We start from the raw sequence: 14,312 nt of genomic DNA, 5'->3' as shown, positions 1-14,312 counted from the left end.
TAAGGCTATTTAATTTGCTAAAACTCTAAATTCTTTTTGAGCGATGAGCAGCCCGCTTTCATCAACTACATCAACGCGCCAATGCCCTAATTGAGTATCCATAATATTTTTAGTTGAGTACGTTCTGTAACGCGGAGAAGTGACCTTAAGTGCCACTTCAGCCATTACTTCACCTTCAAATAGCCACACATGTTTTACCTGCTGGCCCTGTAAGTTTTTAAGCTCACTAAAAAATGACAGCGACTCTTCAAATTGATTTAAACGCACATCGGCGGCAAATACATTGGTTGGCTCACGGTTACTGACACTGCGAGTCAGAACTGCACGGCTAATTGTGGCTGTATCTATTTTGGCTCCCACAGCTACACTAGCAATGTGTGCAGATGCAGCAAATTTCTTTTGCTCAACTGGCTTTGCACTAACAGTCTCAATTTCAGGGGCTTGAGTGTCTATTGCTGCAATGGTTGCTTCTTCAGGCTCAGCAGTGATCGTTGGCTCTACTTCTTGCTTAATAATACTTTGTTGAACTTCAGGCTCCGATGGTACCGGTTCAGTAATAGAAGCTGATTTTTGCTCAACTGAGGAAAAGGTTTTAGGGTCTGCAATCGCGACACTGCTTGCCTGCTCCTCATCTGCATCTATGGCTTTTTCACTCTCTACTGGTGCTGCATTATCATCGCTTAGCGACACAATTGCTGTTTGTTGCTCAGTAAAATCAAGCTGCTCATTAGGATGCGGCGTCCCTTGATCAGCATTCACGGCGCTAGACAGGCCGTAAATAACCGCTGCAGAGATCATAATCACCAACATAGAAATACTCACAATCCGACGCCAATGCCACTCATAGCTCACGTTGGGTTCGCTTACCTGTGGTTCACGTTTTACATTTGCTGTTATTACTATTTTTTGACTCATTTTGACCCTCAGCGGCTCCTAAACTAACTTAAGCGAGAAATTAACCATTGGCGCACAGCTTGTAACTCTTGTGTACAAACCTGATGCCCCATTGGGTATTCTTGCCAACTTACATCCATGTTATGCGTTGATAATACTTCGAACGCACTTCTACCCGCGCTATGCGGTACAACGTCATCTTGGCTACCATGAGCCATAAATATATTTAACTGTGTTTGTTTTGCTTCATCTGCCAATTTATGTGGCACACACATGTAGGTTGACAGCGCCATTACACCAGCCAGCTTTTGTTCTAAACGCGGTGCTAAATGAAGCGATACAACGCCACCTTGCGAAAAGCCCGCTAAAATAATTTTACTGGCAGGTATGCCGTTAGCAATTTCTTGTGTAATGAGTTGCTCAACTTTTGCAGCTGATTCTCTAACCCCTTGCTCATCGGCACGTTTATCTAAATCCATAGATTTAATGTCGTACCATGAGCGCATTTGCATACCGCCATTAACTGTAACAGCCTGCATAGGCGCGTGCGGAAAAATAAAACGCACTCCTAACTCAGTAGGTAAGTCGAGCTGCGGGGCAACAGGTGCAAAACCATCACCTGAATCACCTAAGCCATGCAGCCAAATCACCGTGGCTTTATGGGCGCTTTGCGCTGGGTATTCTACAAACCCTAAACTCATAGTGTTGATTGCCATTTAATTTCTTGACCCGCTTGGCGTGTAGACGCTTCGTTAATGAAGCTCCAAAACTCTGCACCCGAGCGGTTATCAATCCATTGCCCATCACGCATTTCAAAATGGTGACCATTAAATTTTGTTGCTACCCATACTTGGTGCAAAGGTGCTTGCTTATTAATCACAATCTTACTGCGATCTGGAAAAATAATTTCTAAAATACCTTGAGCAGATTCATAATCTAAATCTGCTTCACAATCATCAACTTGTTCTTCAATAGTGAACATAAGAGCTTCTGCTAACTGGTGATATTCGTGATCAGTCATCGTTAATTTCCTTTGCAGGCGAGGCGCCTAAATAATGGGTGCATGTTTATAGAGCTAGTGTAACAGGAATAAAATCATCCGCGAATAGCTGCATTTTTTAGATATTCTGTTACTCTGCGATTATAAAGCCAGCAACCGTATTAATCTAATGAAAGCGACATATACCTTACAATTAAAACAACTATTAATCAGCACCGTATTGTTGTGTGCATTAGCTGGCTGTGGCCAAAGCGGCCCGCTGTACTTACCCGAGCAGCCTGCTGAACAAAACCAGCCAACTGACATTCCTAACAAACAAACACCCGCCGAACAACAACAGGAGCAGTAAATGGATTTTTTTAATTATAAAAACAACCAACTATTTGCTGAAGATGTCAGCGTAGCAACCATTGCACAGCACTATGGTACGCCGTGTTATGTGTATTCCAGAGCCACGTTTGAACGCCATTATTTAGCGTTTGCTAATGCGACTCAAGATCACAAAAGCCTAGTGTGTTATGCCGTTAAAGCAAATTCAAATATTGCGGTGTTAAACATATTGGCACGACTTGGAGCGGGTTTTGATATTGTCTCAAAAGGCGAATTAGCACGGGTGATAAAAGCCGGAGGCGCTGCTAACAAAGTGGTATTTTCTGGGGTTGCTAAAACGGCTGACGAAATTGCTTATGCGTTAGAATTAGGTATTAAATGCTTTAACGTTGAGTCAATTTCAGAGCTTGAGCGCATTTCAGAAGTGGCCTGCGAGCTTAATTTAGACGCGCCAATTTCTATTCGTGTTAATCCCGATATTGATGCCAAAACACATCCGTATATTTCTACTGGACTTAAAGAAAATAAGTTTGGTATTGGAATCGAGTCTGCATTAAGTGTGTATCAACATGCGGCATCATTACCTGGCTTAACGATTGTTGGCGTAGATTGCCATATTGGCTCACAGCTTACACAAACCAAACCGTTTTTAGAGGCGCTTGATAAACTACTGGCATTAATTGATGAATTAAAAAATGCAGGTATTGAGCTAAGCCATTTAGATATAGGTGGAGGCCTTGGAGTAACCTACGACGACGAACAACCTCCACACCCAAGTGAATATGCAGCACAAGTAACGCAGCGCCTTGCAAATTACCGTCACCTAGAACTGATTTTTGAGCCCGGGCGAGCCATTGCCGCAAACGCGGGGATTTTAGTAACACAAGTTGAGTTTATTAAACAAAACCAAGACAAGTATTTTGCGATTGTAGATGCGGGTATGAACGACATGTTACGCCCATCACTGTATCAAGCATGGCAAAAAATTATTCCTGTATCAGTGCGTGATGACGAAACACCTACACACAACTATGACGTGGTTGGGCCGGTGTGTGAAACCGGTGACTTTTTAGGTAAAGACCGACCACTGGCACTCAAACAAGGTGATTTGTTAGTACAGCGAAGCGCTGGAGCCTATGGTTTTACCATGAGCTCAAATTATAACTCACGTCCACGAGTTGCCGAAATAATGGTCGATGGTGAGCAACATCACCTTATTCGCGAACGCGAAACTATCGAAAGCTTATACCAAGGTGAGAAAGTTTTACCATAAACGTTTTTGCCAACTAGCTGCTCTGTGGCATGATTAGCACAGAGCAAAACCGAATTAGAGCGCTATGTTAGTTAATTTTTCCAAAATGCACGGCTTAGGTAACGACTTTGTTGTGATTGATAACATTACACAAAACGTTTTTTTATCTCGTGATCAAATCAAAAAGCTGGCCGATCGCCATTTCGGCATTGGGTTTGATCAACTACTGATGGTTGAAGCCCCTTACTCACCCGATCTCGATTTTCACTATCGTATTTTTAACGCTGACGGCCACGAAGTAGAACAATGTGGTAACGGTGCGCGCTGCTTTGCCCGCTTTGTACGCATGAAAGGCTTAACCAATAAACATAAAATCAGCGTGTCGACTAAGTCTGGTAATCTCACCCTGTATATTGAAAAAGACGGTCAAGTAACCGTTAATATGGGTCACCCTAATTTTGAGCCAAATAAAATTCCACTCAAAGCAACCAAACGTGAGCTGACTTATATTATTCGCGCAGAAGAGCATACCGTTTTTAGTGGTGCCGTATCTATGGGTAACCCTCATTGCGTAATGGAAGTAGACGATATAGAAACAGCCCAAGTGGATACCCTAGGCCCGTTGCTTGAAAACCATGAGCGTTTTCCACAACGCGCGAACATTGGCTTTATGCAGGTTATCTCTCAAGAGCACATTAAACTCAGAGTATGGGAGCGTGGTGTAAGCGAAACACTTGCTTGCGGTACCGGCGCGTGTGCTGCCATGGTGATTGGTTTTATCCAAAATAAGCTCACCAGTACAGTACAAGTTGATTTACCCGGCGGTAGCTTACAAGTGCGCTGGAGTGGCGAGGGCCATCCAGTGCGTATGACAGGTCCCGCTGAACATGTATTTGATGGGCAAGTGGCACTATGAGTGAATTAACTAAACAGCAAGTAATAGATTACTTACAACAGCATCCTGATTTTTTAATTGAGCAACCTAAGCTGTTAGCGCAACTTGAGTTACAACAGCAAGTACAGGGTGCTACTTCATTAGTGCATATTCAGCAGCGCCAATTACGCGAGCACAATACACAGCTAAAAAATCAAATAGACAGCATGAGCAAAAATGCGACCCAGAATGAACTGGTTTATCGTTTATTTAGCCAATGTCACCGACAGCTGTGGAGTAATTACGACTTTAATACACTGGCCAGTAACTTACGCAATATTATTTGTATGAGCCCGACTATTAATGAATGCAAACTCGTTAGATACGATAATGCCTTTGAAGAGTTAGTAAAGCATAGACTGTCAGATAGTAATCATTATTTAGGCCGTGTAAATCAGCAAGAACGCGACTTACTCTTCAACAATGATACCCAATCGACCGCACTTTATTTAATTGGTGAGCCGAGTAACCCCTACGCAATTTTGGCTTTTGGCAGCCACGATGAAAACCACTTTGAGCCCTCACAAGATAACTTATTTGTATTAGATTTTGTGCGCTCATTGCAAATACGGTTACTGGAACTGGCATGAGCGATAACGCGCCAAATATAAGCGACTTAAGCGATAGCTGGCGTACACCCATTACATTATTTAGTGATTACTTAAAATTTGAACGTCAATATTCAGCGCACACCGTTAATCAGTATGTCAGCCAATTAGGTTTTGCCGCCTTGTATTTTAATAAACTGTGCGATAATTGGTTTGCGGTACAAAGTGAGCATATTCGTCGTTACAGTATGGCACTGCGGGCAAAACAATTAAGTGGCAGAACAATCAGCTTAAAATTAAGCTGCATACGTAGTTTGTATAAATTTTTAAAAGCAAAAAATATTACTGAGCAAGCGCATTACCATAATCCGGCACAGGGCATAAAAGGCCCTAAATTTGCGCGGCCTTTACCTAAAAATCTTGATGTTGACCAAATGGCTCGTTTACTCGAAATACCCGATGATGATCCACTTGCCATTCGTGATAAAGCGATGATGGAACTGATGTATTCATCAGGTTTACGCATTAGTGAGTTAGTTGGCGCTAACATGCAAGATATAAACACTCGTAGCGGTGAAATATTAGTGCGAGGCAAAGGCGCCAAAGAACGCCTAATACCGGTTGGCTCTAAAGCACTTGAGGCGTTAAACAATTGGCTAGCAGTTCGCCCACTATTTATGGGCTCAGATGAACATGCAGTATTTTTGAGTAGCAAAAAAAGCCGTATTTCTGTACGCCAAGTTCGTTTGCGTATGCAAGAATGGGGGATAAAGCAAGGTATTAGCTCGCAAGTTCATCCGCATAAATTACGCCACTCATTTGCGTCGCATATTTTAGAGTCGTCTGGGGATTTACGAGCAGTGCAAGAATTATTAGGCCACAGTAGTTTATCTGCAACCCAAGTCTATACTCATTTAGATTTTCAGCACTTAGCTAAGGTGTACGATAACACCCACCCACGTGCTAAAAAAAGAACCGATTAGAGCAGCAACTATGATCCGATTTAATCGCGCAATTTCTCCTTTTTCTGTGCTGAGTTTTGACTTAGACGACACCTTGTACGATAACCGCCCTATCATAACCGCAGCCGTTCAGGCGCAAATTGATTATTTAAATGCGCTACCAGGCTACAAAAAACAAGGACCACAGTTTTGGCAGCAATGCCGTGAACTCGCAGCACTACAGCAGCCAGAGCTTATTGATGACGTCACACAATGGCGTAAGCATACCTTGCGCTTAGTATTGTCTGAATTAGGTTTTAAAGGTGATGAAATAGAGCATCATGCAAATAAGGCGTATCAAGCATTTTCAGATGAGCGAAGCAATATTACGGTGAGTGAAGACGTACTAATATTGCTTGATAAACTAAGTCAACACTACAAATTGATTGCCATTACTAACGGTAATGTCGAGGTTGAGCGATTTAATTTAAAAGGTAAGTTTGAACTGGTGTTACAAGCTGGCTTCCATGGTAAAGCCAAACCACACACAACATTATTTGATCAAGCCGCAACACATTTACGTATCAAAAACAGTGATATTTTACACATAGGTGATAGCCTTGATAGCGATGTACAAGGTGCTAACAATGCTGGCTGTCAGTCTGTATGGTTAAATAATCAAGCACAAGCCTATGCCTATAAAGGGCTGGCTGATATTGAAATTACGACGATTCATGACTTAGCGCACTTTATTCAATAAACTAAAATACAACTAAGAGTTTAAGATGAGCCATTATACCAAGTTAATAACCTTACTATTAATTGGTTAACTTAGCCTCAATGCTTATCTATTATGGCCAGAACAAGTAGCTTTTGTCAGCAAAAAAGAAATCCAAAACTCATCTGTAAAAGCGCTTAAAGCGTCTCAAAATGAGCTACTTGCTAAAGCTAAACAACAATTTAGACAACACCAGTTTGACGAGGCTTTTAATACTTACCAGCAACTAAAGCAACGCTCCTCAGCCCTTGCTCGCACAATTTACTCTTCATGGGTTTTGCAATTAAAAACGTGGCTAAATGCTAACCTAGTTCTTAGCGAAGCACTGTTAAACACACTATTAAATCAAGACCCTTACAATACAGAATTACTTATATTACAGATCGATTATTCAATAAATGATGAGCAAATTCAAAATGCAATCATTGCGCTGTTTGAACTACAACCGTTGTAAAATGAGCAACATCAAAGCACTTTAAATGTGCGCTTGGGAAATTTAACAAAAACCGAACTTCATAGTTTAAGTGAGCAACAAAATTGGCAAGAAATTATCGCACAAACCCAAATCTGGCTCTCGATTATCAAAACAACAATAGCAATTTTTTATACGTACGTACTCGTGTCTATTACCAGCAAAGCGACTTTATAAGCGCATTAACTACTCTAAATCGCAAGGTGGCTTTACTCCTCTTACCCCTTACGGCGCGCATTATTTAATTAGTAACGAGCTAAATTAATGATAGATGCCGGCGCAAGTATTACCTCTCTTTCGAGTAATGTTATTAGCCAACTTCCCCCGAGGCCCTTTATTTAAACGATGTAACAGTAAACACTGCAAATGGGAAAATTTAAGTTAAGCGCTATCAAGTTGAGTCTTTTAAAGTAGGTGAGCAACTAATTTACGACTTTGAAGTGCTCAGTATCGAAAATATCCACGGCCAAGGCTTATTAGGGATGAACTTTTTATCGCGATTTAATTTTAATATAAATCAACAAAAAAATGAGTTAGAGTTAAGCTTCAAATAACTATAAATAGGGAAGTTTATGCGTATTATTTTATTTTTAATTCTTTGCATTTGGCAGTGCAGCGCTCAAGCCACAACTTACTTTGTAAAAGATAAAAGCTGTGAAAACACTTCAGACACTCTGGTCATTAAAACTGAGATAACGTTATCAAAGTCAGATGACGAAGCAAAAGCACAAAAAGACTTAAGAGCCGAAGCTTTATCTAAGTTTAAAAATGCCACAAAGAAATCGAGTGATAGCCAGATTCATATTAAAGAAAAGTTTCTAATTATACGAGAAACTAATCAAAATAACCTTTCTAGCTCAGACAAAAGACACTTACATTATACAGCTTATTTTACACCGTCTAAAAACTGTAATGAACAACAAGCAATGTCAAAAGCTGTTTTTATTGAAGGAGAGCACTTATTTGGCATCCTGCAATCAACAGAAAATAAAATAACAATTTCTTTTAAAAATAAAAAACCCTTATTTAAAGAGTTTGATAGTAAGTTAGTTAAGCCAAATTTCTTCTTTGGCACAAAATTTGGTCAAAGTACGCAGGAAGTAGCTCATATACTAGGATTACACAGCTTGGAGCTCAAAAGCGAAAACAAATTAATCCGCGTTTATGGCAGAAACCATGCTTTGCATTTCATTAATAATCAATTGGTAGGCTATCAGTTTCATTTAAATTTATTGCCCATGCAAATTAATAATGTGCTCACACTGGAAAATAAAGAGCTTAAAATCAAACTCAATAATGATGTGGTTGTAGAAGCAGCGGCTCCTATAACGCCTCTACAAATAAAGGCATTAAAGAAAAAATTTGTAAATGTTGAAACCGCATACTACAAGTCATCAGACACAAAAATAGAACAAAGGCTGATAGGACTTTCCCAAGGGCAGCTAATAGGCAAAGTCGCATTCAATAAGCACTGTATTAAAAGCTTTACCGCTAAAGCCGATGGTAATTTTAATAAAAATTTAAACACATCATTAAAACTAATCAGTTCCTCTGAAAAAAATATCAATGTTACTCCATGCAGCGAGTTCTTATATGAGGAAGCTGACTCTATTGCCAAGCTAAAACTTTTTGAACCTATCTCTACTAATAATATAAAACTCGCGGCATTAGCGGACTATTTTAAGCAAGGAAATAGTTGGGAGTTTTCGGATATAAAGTACAAAGATCCTGTTGCAAACCTTGCACAGTTAGGTGATTACTATGAGCTTTTTGATTCAGTAGAATTTACGTCACAATACTGGGATGGTTATTTCTATATTAATGATGGAAAGCTTTTAAATGCAGAGCTTACTAGCAACGATTTTTAATATTCTCATAACTTTATATTTAAAAGGATAAAAATGTTACTACTAGACTTTTTACAGCAACTAGCAAACAATCCAAAAAAAATTCAATTTACCAACACAATGGCGGTGATTGAAGCACATTATGACTTTACTGCATGTGGATTTAATAACCATGGGTTATTAAGCTCTGCGAGTGAAAATAATGGTTCGTGCAAAATTTTTGCATTTGCTAAGCTCAACGGTCTTAGTAAACAAAATACCTTAGATTGTTTTGGTAAATTTTACCGTGAAGATGTACTAGACAACCCAAATGCCGATGATCACATGAATATTCGTACGTTTATGTTAGCACCAGAAGCAACACCGTTTTTAGGCATTAGCTTTGATGGCACGCCTTTAACCACAAAAGAATAACATAGGGTCTGTTGACCTTTGTGGATTAGACCCTAGCATTATTTAGCCGCTACCAGCGGCTTTTCCATAAAGTAGCGCGTACCACTAAGCGGGTAATTGTTAAGTTGATATTTAACCTGATAACCACGCTTTTCATAGAAAGGTTTGGCTTGAAAATCTAAGGTGTCAAGCTGAGCTTGAACGGCACCCATTTCAATTGCCGCATTTTCAAGTGATGTTAATAACGAGTTAGCCAAGCCTTTGCCTCGTGCCGATTCAGCACACCACAACCAACTTATTAGCAGCCAATTGCCAAATACATGACCACTTATACCGGCAACTAATTCATGCTGTTTATCGAGATATTTAAAGCCGAGAGCTTGGCGCTCTACGTCGAAGTGTTGAGCATTAAACTCAAGCATATTAACACGCAGTGCTTGGTTTAATTGCTCAGTATTTTCTGCCTGCAATAGGTACATTGGCTATTCCAAATAGACCTATTTTAGCAAATACCTGATGTTAAAACAGGTTATTTTGTCCAAAGGGAACTTCAAGCATATTGCTAGAAATTTTTTCCGGTTGACCACACATTTCATCATAAGCGCTGGTATGCCTAAGCATCATTTGCGCGTAGGCAATGTCTTCAAAGCGCTTTTGGATATGTAATGGGCTGACCGCCTTTACAAATTCACCATCGCTTTCTTGTACATAGTATTCAACATTATTAATGACAACAGACACTTGATACAAGGCCATTTCCAGTGAATGAACCACCACTTTTTGTAATGGCTGATGCTTTTTTAGTTCTGAAAATTGAATACCCATATTAACCTACCTACTGTTAAATTAACTGTCCAAGTAATCAATACGCAGCTTTGCTATAATCGCGATCAGATTTTTTTAATTACGCGCTATCATGGATACAAAAATTCGACTCGCAAAGTACATAGCGCATGCCGGCGTGTGCTCTCGCAAACAAGCCTCGCGTTTGATTGATGAAGGTGTGGTCATGGTTAATAATCGCCCCGCAAATCATATTGATCATGTGGACGAAAACGACAGTGTCATTGTTAATGGCCAAGCCATTAAAGGCCCGGCCGATTTAGTCTACTTTGCTTATCACAAACCTCTAGGAATTGATTGTAAACTCAATCAGCACGACCCAAGCAGCCTTATTCATCATTTACCGCAACTAACACGGGTATACCCTATTGGTCGCCTTGATAAAGACTCACGCGGATTGCTTATTTTGACCAATGATGGGGATTTTTGTAACCAGCTGATCCACCCTGACTTTCATCAGCCTAAACGCTATTTAGTAACCGTCAATAAACCTTTAGATGCGGATTTTTGCGAAAAAATGGCTGCAGGCGTCCCTGTCGACAAGCAAATGACCTTGCCGTGTGAGGTGACTAAAATCACTGACAATCAGTTTAGTATTATTTTAAAACAAGGACTTAATCGACAAATTCGTAAAATGGCGCATTACTGTGGTTACAAAGTGATTGATTTATACCGCGTACAAATAAGTGAATTACTGTTAGACCATTTAAATTTACCTGAAAACCAGTTTATAAAAATTAATAAAAGCGACATTTTAGGCTAACAAGCTCACGCTACCCCCTCACTTTAATGCGATTAAAAAATATAAAATAAACTTGCAAAAATAGATTACAAGTGTAGTCTTAAATTAAAGATTACACTTGTAGGCAATAAAATGATCGAATTATCAAAAGCAGAATTTGAAGTACTCGATGCGCTATGGATTAGCTACCCCGCTAATGCCAGCCAAATTATTGAGCGCTTGAGTGATGATAAACAATGGCACGAAAAAACCATTAAAACCTTACTAGGTCGATTAGTTAAAAAAGGAGCGCTTAGCTTCGAAAAAGAAGGCCGCCAATATATTTACACCCCCTGTATAAATCGTGCTGATTACACCCAAAAAGAAAGCCAGAACTTTATTGAGCGTTTTTTTAGTGGCCGCATAGCTCCGTTGGTAAGTGGTTTTGCAAAATCAGAAAAACTCTCTCAACAAGATATAAACGAGCTTAAAAAAGTCATAGATGACTGGGAAAAAAACCAAAAGTAAGGGATTCTCATGATTATTCAAACAAGCTTTAATTGGCTAATAGAGCAACAACTATTATTGAGTCTGTTGTTTGCAGGATTTGTTTTACTTGAGCGCTTTGGCTTAAAAGCAATTGGTTCGCAGCTTATTTATAAATTAGTGTGGTTAATACCAGCCTCGCTGCTTGTCGCTAATTTACCCAATGCAATTAGACCATTACAAAACAGTCCAATTAGTCATTATATCATTACTCCAAATCAACCATTAATAAGCACTATTAGTATTAACTGGGCGCTATTTTATGTAGTTATTACGGCACTGCTTTTATTCGCCACTTGGATTATTCACCGCCGATTTGTAAGCAACCTACAGCTTTGTGAAGTAACAAATTTACAAGCAGAAATAAGCTCAGGGGTAAAAACCTTTACTAGTCATCAAGTGGCAACACCTATGGTAATTGGGGTACTAAATAGCAAGCTAGTTTTACCACACAACTACAATACTCTGTTTGATAAAGCCACATTGGCGCTTATTTTAGAGCACGAAAATGTGCATATAAAACGCAAAGATAACCTAACAAATGCGCTGCTATTACTGGCTACAATTTTAATGTGGTTTAACCCTTTAGCTTGGATGGCATACGCAAGCTGTAGACGTTTGCAGGAGCTAACTTGTGATGAACGGGTACTAAGTAATAAAACCACACAGCAACAAATTTTATACAGCAAAGCCTTAGTAAACTGCGCTGCCAATGCGCCAGCAGGTCTGATGGCTTATTCACACTACGGAGATAAAAAAACCATGTTACAACGACTTACTAATATCAAACATAACGGCGCACATTCGCGCCTAGCAAAAGGAAGCGCGTTACTTATAGCAGCAAGCTTGCTCAGTGGCTTAGCAGTAGCAAAGCAACCTGAAGCATCAGCTAAAAAAGAAACATCTATCGCTCCCGTGATGCGAATCGAACCGCTTTACCCAAAACAAGCGGCGGAACAAGGCATTAGCGGTTCAGTGGTATTAAAATACGACATAACCCCAGCAGGCAAAACAGCTAACATTACTGTTGTAAAAGCTGAGCCAGAAGCAGTCTTTAATAAAGAGGCAAAAAAAGCACTGATGCAATGGCAATATACGCCTTCATCAATAGGGCAACAGAACGTACTGATACAACTTGATTTTGCACTTAATAGTACAGTTGCAAAAAGTGATTTGGTAGAGCGAATTAAAGTATCGCATTAATGCTATTGAGTTATTTAAGACTATAAAGCAAGCACCCTTTTAGGCTGCTTGCTTTGTGGTTTTTGCTTATTCTCGTTATAAACTGACGGCGATCATGCCAATAGCGGTTCCCATGCCTACCAGCCAAGTGATCGAGCGAATAATATCGAGGTTTAAATAATAAAAAGTACAAAATAAAATACGCGCTACAATATGCGTCATCGCTAAAGTTTCGGTTACGGCATTAACATTGTTTGTGCCTAATACAGCAGCCAAAGCAACGGCAAAAACCGCTAACGATTCAAAACAGTTTTGATGAGCAGCCAGCGCCCGTGCTCCGAGTCCTGTAAGTTGTGTTTGTTGTTGCCGCGGATGTTTATTATCGTAACCACCGAGCTTATTCATTTCTATAATAGCTGGGATTCTCGCAACATAAGGCATGATCACTGCAATTAAGGCGCAAACCAATAAAGTCGTCATTATCATTCTCAAGTTATTTTTTATAACTCAAAATAACACAGCAAATAGAAAAAAGCCGCCAAATATAAATAACCTGAGTTCTGGCGGCTAGCAGTAACATCCCAGACACTATAGCCGATTTAAGCAGTGCGTCACTGTGGCAAATTGTCGCAGGTGATGAATATTCATTATGCCTTTTTGATGATCGCTTTCATGTCACAGTACTGCTAAATTACTCCTCCGCTTATTGTATGTTGTTTAAGATGATTTGGATTTTACTGACTATTTTTGCTGCATTTATGCAGTCATGGCGCAATGCTCTGCAAAGTAAATTAAGCACTCATGTGAGCATTGCTGGCGTTACATTAGCCCGCTTTATTATGGCAAGCCCTATTGCTGGGCTGTATTTATATGCGCTTTATTATTACCAAGATGCTCCCTTTCCTTCATTCAACCCTTTATTTATTAGCTACATTATTGGTGCCAGCATAGTGCAAATTATTGCCACGGGACTCATGGTTAAATTATTTAAAATGAATAATTTTGCTGTAGGCGCCGGCCTAGCTAAAAGTGAAGCGCTTATGGCGGCCATACTCGGGTTGCTGTTTTTTGGCTCAACGCTTTCATTACTTGGTTGGTTTGGCGTGTTTATTGGTGCAATTGCGGTATTGCTATTAAGTGGTATCGCCAATGTGAAACACTTTAGCTTAAAAACAGCATTAATAGGACTTACCTGCGGCACTTCGTTTGCGTTGTCATCGTCATGGATCAGAGAAGCCAGCTTGAGTTCGGGGATTGCTTTTCCGTATGCGCCTGCATGGGTTTTATTGCTTGTTATTAGTTTACAAACACTGATGCTGTGTATTTATATTGCCTTAAAGGAACGCGATACATTTAAAACTATGTTTCAGCATAAGGGCATGACTTGTACGGTGAGTATATTTAGTTGCTTGGGATCAATAGGTTGGTTTAGCGCAATGAGCTTGCAGCATGTTGCCTATGTAAAAACGCTCGGCCAGATAGAAGTATTTTTTACGATGTTAATTGCTGTTTTATGGTTAAAACAACCGCTAAAACGCCAAGATAGCGCTGGGCTATTATTGATTGCAGTGGCCGCGATATTGGTAATGCTGCCGAGCAGCTAAACAAGCGCAGGTATCAACCTGCGCTTG

Annotated in this window: 18 protein-coding genes; 12 read left to right on the top strand and 6 right to left on the bottom strand. The window is 39.9% G+C overall.

Annotated elements, in window-relative coordinates; genetic code table 11:
- Positions 1–9 precede the first annotated feature (9 nt).
- Genes FLM54_RS00535 through cyaY form a run of 3 tightly spaced genes read right to left on the bottom strand, consistent with a single transcriptional unit; the run spans position 10 to position 1,915 of the window.
- Positions 10–915 (bottom strand): DUF2914 domain-containing protein, encoded by a 906-nt coding sequence (locus FLM54_RS00535; RefSeq protein WP_178954536.1) that lies wholly within the window; start codon positions 913–915, stop codon positions 10–12.
- Between the two features lie 23 nt (positions 916–938).
- Positions 939–1,595: an alpha/beta hydrolase gene (locus FLM54_RS00530; protein WP_008109038.1), complete on the bottom strand. Its 657-nt coding sequence runs from the start codon at positions 1,593–1,595 to the stop codon at positions 939–941.
- Positions 1,592–1,915, bottom strand: coding sequence for an iron donor protein CyaY (gene cyaY, locus FLM54_RS00525; RefSeq protein ID WP_008109036.1), 324 nt, complete (start codon positions 1,913–1,915; stop codon positions 1,592–1,594). The genes FLM54_RS00530 and cyaY overlap by 4 nt, the downstream gene beginning before the upstream one ends.
- 148 nt (positions 1,916–2,063) lie before the next feature.
- On the opposite strand from cyaY, the gene lptM reads away from it, so the two are divergent.
- The 8 genes from lptM (at position 2,064) to FLM54_RS00485 (ending at position 9,410) form a co-directional block, all read left to right on the top strand.
- A complete protein-coding gene (gene lptM, locus FLM54_RS00520; RefSeq protein WP_010392638.1) occupies positions 2,064–2,243 on the top strand; it encodes an LPS translocon maturation chaperone LptM in 180 nt (59 codons plus the stop codon).
- The gene (lysA, locus tag FLM54_RS00515; RefSeq protein WP_054202878.1) at positions 2,244–3,497 is read left to right on the top strand and encodes a diaminopimelate decarboxylase; all 1,254 of its coding nucleotides are present in this window, start codon (positions 2,244–2,246) and stop codon (positions 3,495–3,497) included.
- Positions 3,498–3,561: 64 nt separating this feature from the next.
- Positions 3,562–4,392 (top strand): diaminopimelate epimerase, encoded by an 831-nt coding sequence (gene dapF / locus FLM54_RS00510; RefSeq protein WP_008109029.1) that lies wholly within the window; start codon positions 3,562–3,564, stop codon positions 4,390–4,392.
- Positions 4,389–5,000, top strand: coding sequence for a DUF484 family protein (locus tag FLM54_RS00505; RefSeq protein WP_010392634.1), 612 nt, complete (start codon positions 4,389–4,391; stop codon positions 4,998–5,000). The genes dapF and FLM54_RS00505 overlap by 4 nt, the downstream gene beginning before the upstream one ends.
- A complete protein-coding gene (locus tag FLM54_RS00500) occupies positions 4,997–5,941 on the top strand; it encodes a tyrosine recombinase XerC (protein WP_075170870.1) in 945 nt (314 codons plus the stop codon). Before FLM54_RS00505 ends, FLM54_RS00500 begins: the two co-directional genes overlap by 4 nt.
- A 10-nt stretch (positions 5,942–5,951) precedes the next feature.
- Positions 5,952–6,659: an HAD-IA family hydrolase gene (locus tag FLM54_RS00495; protein WP_178954534.1), complete on the top strand. Its 708-nt coding sequence runs from the start codon at positions 5,952–5,954 to the stop codon at positions 6,657–6,659.
- A 1,062-nt stretch (positions 6,660–7,721) separates the two neighbouring features.
- Positions 7,722–9,017 carry a hypothetical protein gene (locus FLM54_RS00490; RefSeq protein ID WP_178954532.1) on the top strand — a complete coding sequence of 432 codons (1,296 nt, stop codon included), beginning with the start codon at positions 7,722–7,724 and terminating at the stop codon, positions 9,015–9,017.
- Between the two features lie 33 nt (positions 9,018–9,050).
- Positions 9,051–9,410, top strand: a complete 360-nt coding sequence (locus tag FLM54_RS00485; RefSeq protein ID WP_178954530.1) for a HopJ type III effector protein — start codon at positions 9,051–9,053, stop codon at positions 9,408–9,410.
- A 38-nt stretch (positions 9,411–9,448) separates the two neighbouring features.
- Here the strand turns inward: FLM54_RS00485 and FLM54_RS00480 are convergent, their stop codons facing one another.
- Together FLM54_RS00480 and FLM54_RS00475 are read right to left on the bottom strand one after the other, a co-directional pair.
- Complete coding sequence (locus tag FLM54_RS00480; RefSeq protein ID WP_178954529.1) at positions 9,449–9,868, bottom strand: GNAT family N-acetyltransferase; 420 nt, start codon at positions 9,866–9,868, stop codon at positions 9,449–9,451.
- 40 nt (positions 9,869–9,908) lie between these two features.
- A complete protein-coding gene (locus FLM54_RS00475; RefSeq protein ID WP_008109023.1) occupies positions 9,909–10,214 on the bottom strand; it encodes a DUF6482 family protein in 306 nt (101 codons plus the stop codon).
- 91 nt (positions 10,215–10,305) lie between these two features.
- On the opposite strand from FLM54_RS00475, the gene FLM54_RS00470 reads away from it, so the two are divergent.
- The 3 genes from FLM54_RS00470 to FLM54_RS00460 all read left to right on the top strand — a co-directional run bounded on the left by FLM54_RS00470 (position 10,306) and on the right by FLM54_RS00460 (position 12,702).
- A complete protein-coding gene (locus FLM54_RS00470) occupies positions 10,306–10,995 on the top strand; it encodes a pseudouridine synthase (protein ID WP_178954527.1) in 690 nt (229 codons plus the stop codon).
- Between the two features lie 111 nt (positions 10,996–11,106).
- The gene (locus FLM54_RS00465) at positions 11,107–11,481 is read left to right on the top strand and encodes a BlaI/MecI/CopY family transcriptional regulator (RefSeq protein WP_054202882.1); all 375 of its coding nucleotides are present in this window, start codon (positions 11,107–11,109) and stop codon (positions 11,479–11,481) included.
- A gap of 9 nt (positions 11,482–11,490) precedes the next feature.
- A complete protein-coding gene (locus tag FLM54_RS00460; RefSeq protein WP_178954525.1) occupies positions 11,491–12,702 on the top strand; it encodes a TonB family protein in 1,212 nt (403 codons plus the stop codon).
- A gap of 75 nt (positions 12,703–12,777) precedes the next feature.
- On the opposite strand, the gene FLM54_RS00455 is transcribed toward FLM54_RS00460, so the two are convergent.
- Positions 12,778–13,161: an MAPEG family protein gene (locus FLM54_RS00455; RefSeq protein ID WP_178954523.1), complete on the bottom strand. Its 384-nt coding sequence runs from the start codon at positions 13,159–13,161 to the stop codon at positions 12,778–12,780.
- 242 nt (positions 13,162–13,403) lie between these two features.
- On the opposite strand from FLM54_RS00455, the gene FLM54_RS00450 reads away from it, so the two are divergent.
- A complete protein-coding gene (locus FLM54_RS00450; protein ID WP_178954521.1) occupies positions 13,404–14,285 on the top strand; it encodes a DMT family transporter in 882 nt (293 codons plus the stop codon).
- Positions 14,286–14,312: the final 27 nt, after the last annotated feature.

Source organism: Pseudoalteromonas sp. Scap25 (assembly GCF_013394125.1).
Classification (GTDB): Bacteria; Pseudomonadota; Gammaproteobacteria; order Enterobacterales; family Alteromonadaceae; genus Pseudoalteromonas.
The sequence above is the reverse complement of the archived record's forward strand: the minus strand, read 5'-3'. Positions and strand labels throughout refer to the sequence as shown.

Bases quoted from the DNA above. Each gene is read 5' to 3' on its own strand.
- FLM54_RS00535 (WP_178954536.1), bottom strand. From the start codon at position 915: ATGAGTCAAAAAATAGTAATAACAGCAAATGTAAAACGTGAACCACAG.
- FLM54_RS00530 (WP_008109038.1), bottom strand. From the start codon at position 1,595: ATGAGTTTAGGGTTTGTAGAATACCCAGCGCAAAGCGCCCATAAAGCC.
- cyaY (WP_008109036.1), bottom strand. From the start codon at position 1,915: ATGACTGATCACGAATATCACCAGTTAGCAGAAGCTCTTATGTTCACT.
- lptM (WP_010392638.1), top strand. From the start codon at position 2,064: ATGAAAGCGACATATACCTTACAATTAAAACAACTATTAATCAGCACC.
- lysA (WP_054202878.1), top strand. From the start codon at position 2,244: ATGGATTTTTTTAATTATAAAAACAACCAACTATTTGCTGAAGATGTC.
- dapF (WP_008109029.1), top strand. From the start codon at position 3,562: ATGTTAGTTAATTTTTCCAAAATGCACGGCTTAGGTAACGACTTTGTT.
- FLM54_RS00505 (WP_010392634.1), top strand. From the start codon at position 4,389: ATGAGTGAATTAACTAAACAGCAAGTAATAGATTACTTACAACAGCAT.
- FLM54_RS00500 (WP_075170870.1), top strand. From the start codon at position 4,997: ATGAGCGATAACGCGCCAAATATAAGCGACTTAAGCGATAGCTGGCGT.
- FLM54_RS00495 (WP_178954534.1), top strand. From the start codon at position 5,952: ATGATCCGATTTAATCGCGCAATTTCTCCTTTTTCTGTGCTGAGTTTT.
- FLM54_RS00490 (WP_178954532.1), top strand. From the start codon at position 7,722: ATGCGTATTATTTTATTTTTAATTCTTTGCATTTGGCAGTGCAGCGCT.
- FLM54_RS00485 (WP_178954530.1), top strand. From the start codon at position 9,051: ATGTTACTACTAGACTTTTTACAGCAACTAGCAAACAATCCAAAAAAA.
- FLM54_RS00480 (WP_178954529.1), bottom strand. From the start codon at position 9,868: ATGTACCTATTGCAGGCAGAAAATACTGAGCAATTAAACCAAGCACTG.
- FLM54_RS00475 (WP_008109023.1), bottom strand. From the start codon at position 10,214: ATGGGTATTCAATTTTCAGAACTAAAAAAGCATCAGCCATTACAAAAA.
- FLM54_RS00470 (WP_178954527.1), top strand. From the start codon at position 10,306: ATGGATACAAAAATTCGACTCGCAAAGTACATAGCGCATGCCGGCGTG.
- FLM54_RS00465 (WP_054202882.1), top strand. From the start codon at position 11,107: ATGATCGAATTATCAAAAGCAGAATTTGAAGTACTCGATGCGCTATGG.
- FLM54_RS00460 (WP_178954525.1), top strand. From the start codon at position 11,491: ATGATTATTCAAACAAGCTTTAATTGGCTAATAGAGCAACAACTATTA.
- FLM54_RS00455 (WP_178954523.1), bottom strand. From the start codon at position 13,161: ATGACGACTTTATTGGTTTGCGCCTTAATTGCAGTGATCATGCCTTAT.
- FLM54_RS00450 (WP_178954521.1), top strand. From the start codon at position 13,404: ATGATTTGGATTTTACTGACTATTTTTGCTGCATTTATGCAGTCATGG.